15 protein-coding genes are annotated in these 9,671 nt (G+C 63.3%); 5 read left to right on the top strand and 10 right to left on the bottom strand.

Annotated elements, in window-relative coordinates; all coding sequences use genetic code 11:
• The first annotated feature begins 31 nt into the window (after nt 1-31).
• Nucleotides 32-589: a sigma-70 family RNA polymerase sigma factor gene (locus NKI35_RS13315; protein WP_352740333.1), complete on the top strand. Its 558-nt coding sequence runs from the start codon at nt 32-34 to the stop codon at nt 587-589.
• A gap of 142 nt (nt 590-731) precedes the next feature.
• Entirely contained in the window at nt 732-2,846 is a 2,115-nt protein-coding gene (locus tag NKI35_RS13310) for an EAL domain-containing protein (RefSeq protein ID WP_352740331.1), read from the top strand.
• 38 nt (nt 2,847-2,884) lie between these two features.
• Here the strand turns inward: NKI35_RS13310 and NKI35_RS13305 are convergent, their stop codons facing one another.
• Entirely contained in the window at nt 2,885-3,385 is a 501-nt protein-coding gene (locus NKI35_RS13305) for a hypothetical protein (protein ID WP_023689858.1), read from the bottom strand.
• A gap of 106 nt (nt 3,386-3,491) precedes the next feature.
• The gene (locus NKI35_RS13300; RefSeq protein WP_023671435.1) at nt 3,492-3,722 is read right to left on the bottom strand and encodes a DUF6894 family protein; all 231 of its coding nucleotides are present in this window, start codon (nt 3,720-3,722) and stop codon (nt 3,492-3,494) included.
• A gap of 284 nt (nt 3,723-4,006) precedes the next feature.
• On the opposite strand from NKI35_RS13300, the gene NKI35_RS13295 reads away from it, so the two are divergent.
• Nucleotides 4,007-4,726 (top strand): Crp/Fnr family transcriptional regulator, encoded by a 720-nt coding sequence (locus NKI35_RS13295; RefSeq protein WP_023671436.1) that lies wholly within the window; start codon nt 4,007-4,009, stop codon nt 4,724-4,726.
• Between the two features lie 45 nt (nt 4,727-4,771).
• Here NKI35_RS13295 and NKI35_RS13290 read toward each other — a convergent pair whose 3' ends face one another.
• Both NKI35_RS13290 and NKI35_RS13285 read right to left on the bottom strand, forming a co-directional pair.
• Nucleotides 4,772-5,065, bottom strand: a complete 294-nt coding sequence (locus NKI35_RS13290; protein WP_023671437.1) for a DUF982 domain-containing protein — start codon at nt 5,063-5,065, stop codon at nt 4,772-4,774.
• A gap of 113 nt (nt 5,066-5,178) precedes the next feature.
• The gene (locus NKI35_RS13285; protein WP_023671438.1) at nt 5,179-5,355 is read right to left on the bottom strand and encodes a hypothetical protein; all 177 of its coding nucleotides are present in this window, start codon (nt 5,353-5,355) and stop codon (nt 5,179-5,181) included.
• 386 nt (nt 5,356-5,741) lie between these two features.
• On the opposite strand from NKI35_RS13285, the gene NKI35_RS13275 reads away from it, so the two are divergent.
• A complete protein-coding gene (locus tag NKI35_RS13275) occupies nt 5,742-5,906 on the top strand; it encodes a hypothetical protein (protein ID WP_023685945.1) in 165 nt (54 codons plus the stop codon).
• Here the strand turns inward: NKI35_RS13275 and NKI35_RS13270 are convergent.
• Complete coding sequence (locus NKI35_RS13270; protein ID WP_023753167.1) at nt 5,903-6,268, bottom strand: VOC family protein; 366 nt, start codon at nt 6,266-6,268, stop codon at nt 5,903-5,905. The genes NKI35_RS13275 and NKI35_RS13270 overlap by 4 nt on opposite strands.
• 241 nt (nt 6,269-6,509) lie before the next feature.
• Between NKI35_RS13270 and NKI35_RS13265 the strand changes: the two genes are divergently transcribed.
• Complete coding sequence (locus tag NKI35_RS13265; protein WP_023685949.1) at nt 6,510-6,923, top strand: DoxX family protein; 414 nt, start codon at nt 6,510-6,512, stop codon at nt 6,921-6,923.
• Nucleotides 6,924-6,944: 21 nt separating this feature from the next.
• Here NKI35_RS13265 and NKI35_RS13260 read toward each other — a convergent pair whose 3' ends face one another.
• The 5 genes from NKI35_RS13260 to NKI35_RS13240 form a co-directional block, all read right to left on the bottom strand.
• Nucleotides 6,945-7,250, bottom strand: coding sequence for a hypothetical protein (locus NKI35_RS13260; protein WP_023671444.1), 306 nt, complete (start codon nt 7,248-7,250; stop codon nt 6,945-6,947).
• A gap of 94 nt (nt 7,251-7,344) precedes the next feature.
• The gene (locus tag NKI35_RS13255; protein WP_023697755.1) at nt 7,345-7,614 is read right to left on the bottom strand and encodes a hypothetical protein; all 270 of its coding nucleotides are present in this window, start codon (nt 7,612-7,614) and stop codon (nt 7,345-7,347) included.
• Nucleotides 7,615-7,728: 114 nt separating this feature from the next.
• Nucleotides 7,729-7,923, bottom strand: a complete 195-nt coding sequence (locus tag NKI35_RS13250) for a hypothetical protein (protein ID WP_023689866.1) — start codon at nt 7,921-7,923, stop codon at nt 7,729-7,731.
• A gap of 42 nt (nt 7,924-7,965) precedes the next feature.
• Complete coding sequence (locus NKI35_RS13245; RefSeq protein WP_023671447.1) at nt 7,966-8,409, bottom strand: Ros/MucR family transcriptional regulator; 444 nt, start codon at nt 8,407-8,409, stop codon at nt 7,966-7,968.
• Between the two features lie 247 nt (nt 8,410-8,656).
• Nucleotides 8,657-9,472 carry a class I SAM-dependent methyltransferase gene (locus NKI35_RS13240; RefSeq protein ID WP_352652113.1) on the bottom strand — a complete coding sequence of 272 codons (816 nt, stop codon included), beginning with the start codon at nt 9,470-9,472 and terminating at the stop codon, nt 8,657-8,659.
• Nucleotides 9,473-9,671: the final 199 nt, after the last annotated feature.

The following is a 9,671-nucleotide window of genomic DNA, read 5'->3' as shown; positions in this document are numbered from 1 at the left end:
CAACGGCATGCCGAAACGAAGACAAAAGGTCATGGACGAAAAGCAGAGAGCCATTCTCGACGAAATCCCGCGCCTGCGCCGCTATGCGCGCTCGCTGCTGCGCGACCGCGATTCCGCCGACGATCTCGTCCAGGACTGCCTGGAGCGGGCGCTGCTGCGGCTGGACAACTGGCAGACGGGAGAGAGCCCGCGAAAATGGCTGTTCACGATCATGCATCATCTGTTCATTGACCAGATGCGCAAGGTGAACCGGCGAGGCGAGGCCTCGATACTGCCGCTGGAGGCCGGCGAGGTGCAGGCCTCGCCCGCCGACCAGCTGGAGAACGTCGCCGCGCGCGAGATCATCGACGCGCTGCAGGCGATCAGCCCGGACCGCCGTGCTGCGCTGACCTTGGTCGCCATCGAGGGCTTCTCCTATGCCGAGGCCGCCGAGATGCTCGGCGTGCCGGCCGGCACGCTGATGTCGCGCATCGCGCGCGGCCGCGAGGAACTGCGCGGCCTGCTTGAGGACAATGCGCGCCGCCGCGCGATAAGGATCGTCGAACCCGGGCCGGGCCGGGCGGCTCCAATCAGGGCGCCCATGGCATGAGGAACCCCGATCGCTTGATGGCGCAACACGGCAGGATACGATCTGATTGCAGGCTTTGCGCCCCGTACGGGCACGCATCCGGTAACGGTTTCTTGTCTGCTTTCGTGCATAATGGCGGAGATGGGGTGGACGAAACCAGGGCATGGCTGAAGAGAAAAAACGCAACGGTGAGTTCTGGGCGCTGGCGCTCGAATGCGCTCATCTCGGCGTATGGGACTGGGATATTTTGAGCGGCGACTGCTTCTATTCGCCGACCTGGTCGCACATGCTCGGCTATGAGGATGGCGAGCTTGCCGACACCAGCGATCTCTGGCTGAAGCTGACGCATCCCGACGACCGCGAGCGGGCGCTGGCCAGCGGCGAGCGCCACATTGCCGGCCAGACCGCATCGATCGAGACCGAGCTGCGCCTCAAGCACAAGGACGGTCACTGGATATGGGTGCTGGACCGCGGCGGCACAGTCGAGCGCGACGAGACAGGCAAGCCGGTCAGGCTGATGGGCGTCCAGACCGACATCAGCCGGCAGAAAGAGGCCGAAGCTGAACTGGAGCGTGTCAATGTGCGCTTTCGCCTGGCTTTGGCGGCCAGCGGCACCGGCATCTGGCATCACGATATCGACGCCAACAAGAGCTATTGGGACGCGCGCACCAGGGAGATCTTCGGCCTCGTCGCCGACACCGACGAGGTGGCGGCCGACCTCTGGCACTCCTATCTGCACCCCGACGACAAGGACACCACCGAGCGCGCCCATCTGTCGCCGCTTGCGACCGATGAAGTCGTTGCCTCGCAATACCGCCTCATCCGGCGAGATGGCGAAATCCGTCATGTCGAATCGCTGGTGCGCTTCATCGCTGCCCCTGACTCTGCCGGCCAGATTCTCGGCACCGTGCGCGACATCAGCGAGGACAAGAAGCGCGAACGCGAACTCGCCTACGCCGCGCACCACGATGCGCTGACGGGCCTCTTGAACCGTGCCGCCTTCGACCGGCTGCTGGCCGTGCACATCGCCACCGAGCGGGCTTTGCCGCTGGCGGTGTTTTACGTCGATCTCGACTACTTCAAGGCGCTCAACGACTTTGCCGGCCACGCCGCCGGCGACCTGGCGCTGAAGGGCGTCGCCGCCGGCATATTGGGTTGCCTGCCGTCAAGGGCGCGCGCCGCGCGCCTCGGCGGCGACGAGTTCGCGCTGCTGGTGCCGAATTGCAAGCCTGCCGAGGCCGAGGCGCTGGCTGGCGCCATCCTTGCGGCGGTCCGTGACGCCGACCTCGGACTGCCGGCGACCTCGCGAAAACTCGCGGCCAGCATCGGCATCGCCTTCGTCGAGGACACCACCACCACGGTTGCCGATGCGTTGGCCTGCGCCGACGACGCCTGCTATGCGGCCAAGGCGGCCGGGCGCAATCGCTTCGCGGTGTTTTCGGCCGATGCGGCGTCGGGCTCCGGCGGCCTCAACGCGGCGCGTGTCGCCGCCGACACGGTCGACGCCATGGATGACGGGCGGCTGAAACTGTTCGGCCAGGAAATCCATCTGCTCGGCCAGCCCTGGCAGGAGAGCCGCCATGTCGAGGTGCTGGCGCGGCTTGCCGGGCGCAATGGCAAGCTGATCCCGCCCAACGAATTCATTCCGGTCGCCGAGCGCTTCGGCATTGCCTCGCGGCTGGACCGCTGGATCATCAGGACAGCGCTTTCGCAGCATGGCGCGGCGATGCGCTCAGGCGCCATCTTGCTCGGCTTCAACCTGTCGGCGCAGACGCTGAGCGATCCGCTGCTATGGGATTTCGTCGACGCCGTCATCGCCGAGACCGGGGCGCCGCATTCCGGCATCGGCTTCGAGATCACCGAGACCGCGGCCGTAACCAATTTCGACGCCGCCGAGCAGTTCGTGCGCAAGGCGCGCGAGCGGCAATGCCGCGTCAGCCTGGACGATTTCGGCGCCGGCATGAGCTCGTTCGAATATTTGCGGCGCTTTCCGGTCGATCAGATCAAGATCGACGGCTCGTTCATCGAGAATATCGCGGAAAGCCGTTTCGACCGCGAGATCGTCTCGGCCATAGCGGGCATCGCCAAAAGTCTCGGCTGCGCGGTGGTGGCCGAAAAGATCGAACAGCAGGAAGCGCTCGACATTTTGCGCGGCATGGGCGTGGCCTATGGCCAGGGTTTTCTGCTGCACCGGCCGGAGCCGCTCGAGGCGATCGTCGCGCGGGCCGGCGAACAGTCACCATCCAGCGGACAGTCGCCGGAAAAGCGCTTCGGCTGACGGCTTCTCATCGCCTCGGGCTCGCGCGACTTGTCCGGCTAACCGGCGTCGGCCTTTTCCTGCTTTCGCTGCGCCGCCTCCTTCTTGCGGCGCAACACCTCATCTGTACCGACAAGGTCCTTCGAGGCGCCGGAAATGGCGGTCGAGACGACGGCGGGCGGATCGCTGGCCGGAAAACTATCTTCGAGCCCTGATTGCAACTGCTCCTCGAGCGTCTGCGGGTTCTCGGAGCGGCCTTCGGCGCGGCGCTCGCCAACGGCTTCGACATCGCTCTTGGTGTCGGGGTGAGCGCGGGCTTCCGATATCGTCGACACCACCAGCTCGATTGCGAACTCTTTCATCGCCTCGGCTTGCGGCCCATCGACATCGGAGTCTTCGATCAGCCGGATGAGCGACTTTTCCAGGGCGCCCAGCTCCTTGACGCCCTGACACCGCGCCAGACGCTTGGTGAGCGAACCGAGCAGCGCCGGGGCAAAGGTCGAATAGGCAAGCCTGCGTGTGTCGTCGACCTGCTCGGGATGAAGCTTTTGCAAGGACATAGATGCCTCCAGTCAATCAGCCGGGCAGCTTCTGCCGCTGGCCCCTCCTTAGGAAACAGAGGGGAGGGCAAGAGGTTCCATACAGTCCTCGACAGGGTCGACGAGTTCAACTCCACAGCGACGCCATGGTCAGCGACGCTTCGAATATCTGCTCCCTGTTCTCGTTCAGCATCTTGACGGTGATCCGCCGGTGGTCGCCCTCCGGTATCTCGTCGCGCGCCACATCGTGCAATATGCGCAGCGCTTCGGCTCCCGCGCGCTCCCGGCTGGGAAAAAGCTGCCCCTCTTCGTCAATCTGGGTCTCGGCGTTGTACAAGTCGAAGTAGAACCGTTCCATGTGTGCAAGGATCCCTGCGTGAGAACGCTAAGGCGCATCGCGGTTGAAAGGACGCAGGCGACGCGCTTCAGGTCTGTGTTTTTATGCATGTCGTTGTCTCAAAATCGGGGCCATTTTTGAGCGACATGGATTAAATCCCAACCCGCACCCATGGTTCCATGCGACTGTGTCCTGAGCAGATTTCCTGCCAGGAGCCGTCGCCGTGCCGGCCGATTGCAACCGCACCCGATCTCCGGCGTTTGGCTAGGCCACGAATGTCCACGAAATCTCGAACTGGATCCTCGATGCTAGAACCGCTTTATCTCAACCTTGGCCAGCATGACGCTTTGTCCGAGCAGGAAAAGGGGCTGCTGGCCGCCGCCATGACCATCGAGATGGATTTTGCCACCGGTCAGGACATCGTTTCCGAGGGATCGAGGCCAGGCTACAGCACGCTCATCATCGAGGGTCTGGCGGCGCGCTACAAGGTGCTGGAGGATGGCGGCCGCCAGTTCACCTCGTTGCAGGTGCCCGGCGATTTTGTCGATCTGCACGCCTTTCTGCTCAAGACCATGGACCATGGCATCATCGCATTGTCGCCATGCCGGGTGATCGCCGCCGACCACAGTCGGCTAAGGACGATCACCGAACAGGCGCCTCATCTGAGCCGCTTGCTGTGGCTGGACACGCTCGTCGATGGCGCCATCCATCGGGAATGGATCGTGGCCATGGGCCGGCGGTCCAAGACGTCGCATCTGGCGCATCTTGTGTGCGAGCTGTTCGTCCGGCTCCAGGTGGTCAAGCAGACCAACGGCATGAGTTTCCGGCTTCCTCTGTCGCAGGCGGAACTGGCCGATGTGCTTGGGCTTTCGGTCGTCCACATGAACCGGGTCATCGGTGCGCTGCGCAAGATCGGTGTGATCGGCTGGGCGAATTACATGGTGACCATTCTGGACTGGCAGCAACTGGTGGAAATCGCCGAGTTCGACCCGACTTATCTCAGCATGAACCGCGAGCCGAGATAGGCTATCCGGCGTTCGCATGACACCCCGCAACCCGTCAGCCGGTCTTCAACGATGCCCATCCAGCGACGCCAATTCGTCGAGCATGGCAAGGGCGGCACTTGGCTTCGTCGGCTTCAGCAAGCCCTGTTGGGCGGCGGCATTCTGGAAAGCGGCAAAGGCGATGTCCGGGCGGCAAATGCCGTTCAACGCGTCATCCACCAGCCTGTCGGCCGCCTTGTAAGCCGCCGCCTGCTTGTTCTTCCATGTTCCGCCGAGCGCCCTCCTGGCGTCGGCGACCGACGACACCGTCATCGCGCTTCCGTCCACGAATCTGATCGTAAGGGGCAGAAAACGGCTCATGCGCTCACCATCCAAACCATTCGCGTCTCGCCCGGATTGATCGCATCACTTGCCTCCTTGAAAACAGGATCGCCATAAACGAGGAAATCACAAACTGGTTGCAGCCCGGCGAGCTACATGTTGCTTGCCGGCCAGATCGGCCGATGCGGACGATAAGGCGGGCGCGGCGCCGGCTTCAACGGGATGTCGGCGAGCGAGTTGCGGATCGGCCTGAACAGTATCGGCGAAGACGCGGCGCGGCGATGCAGTACCGCGGCCGACAGTTTGGCAATCAGATTTCGAACGTCCATGGGACACCTCGATCGCGTTGAGAGTCCCCCCATCGCGATCACCTACCACCTCACGCCCAGCATCCGCATTTAACTTTGATATAGGCCGGACGAATACGCGCGGCGCGCAATGTCTGCCGCCAACCCTTCTGCTGGTCTCAAGTCCGACAAGCAGGCGGCGGATGTGTCGCAGTTCGGCGCCAAGACCCCGGTGAAGCGCCCGGCCCAGCGGAGGAGATCGCGCCGGCCTATGTGTTCCTGGCCGCAATGTTCAAGCTACATCACCGGCGAGAGTCTGCCGATCCTCGGCGGCTATTGAGCGGCGTCGCCAGGCTGGCGGTCACGCATCCGAGCAGCGACGTCGCGGACGCTGCTGCAACCGGATGAATTTTCGTGCATTCTTGTGCATGGCCACAATGCTTCGAACCGACACGCCGGCAAAATGCTGCTCCTATTGCGGTTCGCGAGAGCATGACTACGAGGATTGTCCGAAGCGCAAAGCAGAGGCGGAGCGGCAGTGGGAAGGCCAGGCAAAGCCCGGCGCCGAATCCGAGGCGACGGCCGAAGTCTAGCTTGGCTCGAACAGCTCGATCACGTTGCCGGACGGGTCTTCACAAAGAATCTGTCGCCCGCCCGGACCTTCGACGATCTGGTTGCGGAACCCCACGCCGGCCTCGCCCATCTTAGTCACGATTGACGGCAATTGCTCGACCTCGAGCACGAAGCGGTTCCATCCGCCCGGCTCGGGTGTCCGGCCGTCCGGCATCGGCCTGGCTGCCGACGCCAAGGGACCGGCGAGCCAGAGCGAGAGGTCGCCGCGCGTCAGGATGGCCATCGCCGGACCGAATTGCTGCTTCAGCGCGAAGCCCAGATGGCTTGTATAAAACGCGATAGACAGATCGACATCGCGGACCAGATATCGGACGGACACCATTCGCAGGCTCCCTCACAAAGGCCCCTCCCGAGAGATAGCTGGCGGGACAAGTCGGGGCAAGCCCGCGCGCACGCTTCGGGCGCCTACGGTGCGATTGCGTGGTCGGCCTGTCTCTCTCTCACGGCTGCGGCCTTTTCAGAAGTTCTGCTTCGCCGGGAAAGAATTTTGCGGGACGATGTCGGATCGGCGGCGTCGCGCCCGTCCTTGGGATGAAACCCGTTGCAAACCTTTGGAGCACATCATGGAAGCCGTTCAATCGCCGTGGCAGACCGCGGCCATTCTCATCGCCCGCCTGACCCTGGCCGCCATGTTCGCGATGGGAGCAGCGTTCAAGTTCATGGATATGAACATGACCGCCGGCTACATCGCCGCCGCCGGCTTCCCGTTCCCGCTGTTTCTGGCCTGGTGCGCCGCGATCCTCGAAACGCTGCTGGTGATCGCCCTCCTGACCGGAGCATTCTTCACACCGGCCGCCCTGGTCGCCGCCGTCTACGTGGTCTTCCTCGGCTTTGCCTTCCACGGTCCGTCGCACTGGACCGGCAACCAGGCCGAGTTCGGCGCCTTCATGTCCCATTTCCCGTTCGCCGCCGGCTTGTTGTTCGCCGCCGTGCATGGACCGGGCAGCGTGCTGGCCTCGAAACTCGGCCGAGGGTGAGGCCCGCGTCGGCAGACCGCCTCACATCTGGTCGTTGTAGGGTTCCTTCATCTGGCCGACCATGCGGGCCAGTTTCGAGAAGGACGGCATGTCCGCCTCCGGCTGGCATTGATTGGCCAGTTCCAGCAGTCGGATCGGAAAGTTGACGGCGTCGCGGTTGGACTCCGACATGCCGTCGGACCGCTCCTCGCCGGTTTCGATGGCCTCGGCCTTGCGCAGCGCGATGTCGATATCCTCGACCGTGAGCAGGCCCTTGCGCACCAGCACCTGATTGATCGAGGCGACGGCCATCAGCAGGCCTTCGAGTTGCAGATTGGCGACGTTCATGGCTGTTGCTCCCATTTGGCTCACGCTCAACGCATGAGCCGCTGTTACGATCCGGACGGGGATGCAAGCGATAGGCGTCGGCCGATGGCCTGCGCTACTCTTCCATCCAGCGGCGGCCATATTCGGCCCACAGCGCCTTGACCTCCCGGCTGCCGAGGCGCGGGGCCGAGCCGTCGCCATAGGCGATCGAAACGCCGCTGATGTCGTAATGGGGATGGGCGTCGATGACGAAGCGGATCGCCTCGCCGAGCGGCCTTCTGCCGATGACCGGATCGGCCTGGCCTTGGCCGACGCTGCGAACGCCGGAAACAGTGGCTGGCGCTTGCCGCATCCTGAACACGGATGCCATGGCTGGTTTGTCCATCCCGCTCTCCCCCGAGTTGGAGTGGAATGATTCCATAAGAGCCAGCTAATGACCAGTCGCTAGACGGCCTGTCGAAGGCTGCGTCTTGTATCCTGCAGCCGGTTGAAGGACTGTTCAGGCCAGCGGATCCGCCGCCGGCGGCCTGGCGGGAAGGCCGAGCCTTGTCCGCTCGCCGTCGGCAAACTCCTCGGCCGCTTCCTGGGCCATGAACAGATGCTGGGTCACCGTGCCATTCTCGGCAACCAGCACCGCCCATTGGCGGCGGTCGACACGTTCCACGCGAACGTCATTGGGCTCTCCGGCCACCACGATCGTCCTCCAGCAGGCGTACGGCACGGAGGGGGCGTGCCTTTACGCCTTGGTCTTGCTCTTGGCCGGCGCCTTGGCGGCCGGCGCCTCGGGTGTCCTGATGCCGAGCCCGAACTCCTTTGCCAGCTCCGAGCGCTTGGCGGCGTAGCTGGGCGCCGTCATCGGATAGTCACCGGGCAGGTCCCATTTGGCGCGATAGGCTTCCGGCGTCATGCCATGGGCGGAGCCGAGATGACGCCGCAGCGACCTGAACTTCTTGCCATCCTCGAGGCAGTAAATGAAATTCGGCGTTACCGAGCGCTTGCGGTTGACCGCGGGCTCAGGCGCAGGTTGCGGCGGAGCAACGGGATTGTCCACGGCCGCGAGCGCTGCATTGACGCTCTCGATCAACGCCGGCAGGCTATCCGGAGGCACTGAATTGTTGCGCACGAATGCCGCGACGATGTCGGCGGTCAGATTTATATTTCGGATTTTGTCCTCAGACATGGCTTCTTTTGCCCCCTTGATGCCAAAGGGCAAATTATCAGACAACATCCGCCGACGGCATGGCACTTTAGAACATATGCATATGACTTGACGCCGGATGTGGTAGCGCTAACATCGCCGAGTCTCCGGTCGATGTCGATGTAGGAATTGTTTCCTGACATATCTTGACCGGTGAGGGCAGCTATGCTATGATTTGTTCATGGTGCTGATTTGCGCCACCAACCCGCCGCCCAGGCGGGTTTTTGTTTCATGCCGGCTTGGAAACAATAACGGCCAGTGACGCGAGTTTTCCCTCGCTCAGGCTGCTTATGTAGTTTTTTCGCCGACGCACGAACTCGGCGCCGAGCACGATCTCATTGGCCTGCTGCTGGGCGGGCGAGGGCACGATGCCGGAATTTGCCCGTTTCAACGCCAGCTCGACGTGATCGCCGGTTTCGTCGATGACATCGTCGACCCGGAATCCGGCTGAAGCAAACAAGACCTTCAGGGTCTCGCCGTCGACAAGATGGCTGGCCGCCGGCGACACCGCCCAAGGCAAGGGATAGGTAGGCTCGCCCCCCGCCAGCACCGCCTCGGTCCAGACAAGCCTAGCTTTCGGCTTCAGCACGCGCCACGCTTGCCCGATGACCGCGGCCTTGTCGGCGATATTCATGCCGACATAGAAGCAGATCGCCGCGTCGAATGTGTCGTCCGCAAAAGGCAGCCTTGTCGCATCGGCCTCATGAAAACGGACTTTGTCACCGAGGCCGCAGAGTTCGGTCAATCGGCGGGATGCCTCGACAAACGCCGATGTCAGGTCGACGCCGTCGACGCTGCATCCATAGGTCTCGGCCAGAAACCGGGCCGGGCCGCCAATGCCGCTGCCGATGTCCAGAACCCGATCAGAAGCGGAGGGCGCAAGACGCGCGGCATGGTCCTGCGTGGCGATCAGCTCGCGGCCATGAAGCTGGTCGAACGGATAGAGTTGTTTGGCCGCGAGGCTGTCGGCCCTGGCATCCGGCACAGCCGACAGGATGCGCTCGACGATGCCGCCGCTGCCATAGTGACTGGTCACATTGCTCATTGTGCGCTCTCCGACGAGACCCAGCATCCCTTCGATGCTGCCCTTGCGCAATGCGCGGCCGCGCCAAGACGCGGCTTTGACCGGAGTAGGAATTATTTCCTAATTATATACTTGACGTACCAGGAACGAAAATGTCTACTGAGTCGCGACAGGCCGGTACTATTGAAGCGTATGACGGGCGCGGTGTTTGGGTGCCCGA

Source organism: Mesorhizobium sp. M0676, assembly GCF_040320535.1.
Classification (GTDB): domain Bacteria; phylum Pseudomonadota; class Alphaproteobacteria; order Rhizobiales; family Rhizobiaceae; genus Mesorhizobium.
The sequence above is the reverse complement of the archived record's forward strand: the minus strand, read 5'-3'. Positions and strand labels throughout refer to the sequence as shown.

Coding starts and splice junctions, on each gene's coding strand:
- NKI35_RS13290 (WP_023671437.1), bottom strand. CDS start 5,065: ATGAGCCGTTTTCTGCCCCTTACGATCAGATTCGTGGACGGAAGCGCG.
- NKI35_RS13260 (WP_023671444.1), bottom strand. CDS start 7,250: ATGAACGTCGCCAATCTGCAACTCGAAGGCCTGCTGATGGCCGTCGCC.
- NKI35_RS13265 (WP_023685949.1), top strand. CDS start 6,510: ATGGAAGCCGTTCAATCGCCGTGGCAGACCGCGGCCATTCTCATCGCC.
- NKI35_RS13245 (WP_023671447.1), bottom strand. CDS start 8,409: ATGTCTGAGGACAAAATCCGAAATATAAATCTGACCGCCGACATCGTC.
- NKI35_RS13270 (WP_023753167.1), bottom strand. CDS start 6,268: ATGGTGTCCGTCCGATATCTGGTCCGCGATGTCGATCTGTCTATCGCG.
- NKI35_RS13305 (WP_023689858.1), bottom strand. CDS start 3,385: ATGTCCTTGCAAAAGCTTCATCCCGAGCAGGTCGACGACACACGCAGG.
- NKI35_RS13315 (WP_352740333.1), top strand. CDS start 32: ATGGACGAAAAGCAGAGAGCCATTCTCGACGAAATCCCGCGCCTGCGC.
- NKI35_RS13255 (WP_023697755.1), bottom strand. CDS start 7,614: ATGGACAAACCAGCCATGGCATCCGTGTTCAGGATGCGGCAAGCGCCA.
- NKI35_RS13300 (WP_023671435.1), bottom strand. CDS start 3,722: ATGGAACGGTTCTACTTCGACTTGTACAACGCCGAGACCCAGATTGAC.
- NKI35_RS13310 (WP_352740331.1), top strand. CDS start 732: ATGGCTGAAGAGAAAAAACGCAACGGTGAGTTCTGGGCGCTGGCGCTC.
- NKI35_RS13295 (WP_023671436.1), top strand. CDS start 4,007: ATGCTAGAACCGCTTTATCTCAACCTTGGCCAGCATGACGCTTTGTCC.
- NKI35_RS13275 (WP_023685945.1), top strand. CDS start 5,742: ATGGCCACAATGCTTCGAACCGACACGCCGGCAAAATGCTGCTCCTAT.
- NKI35_RS13285 (WP_023671438.1), bottom strand. CDS start 5,355: ATGGACGTTCGAAATCTGATTGCCAAACTGTCGGCCGCGGTACTGCAT.
- NKI35_RS13240 (WP_352652113.1), bottom strand. CDS start 9,472: ATGAGCAATGTGACCAGTCACTATGGCAGCGGCGGCATCGTCGAGCGC.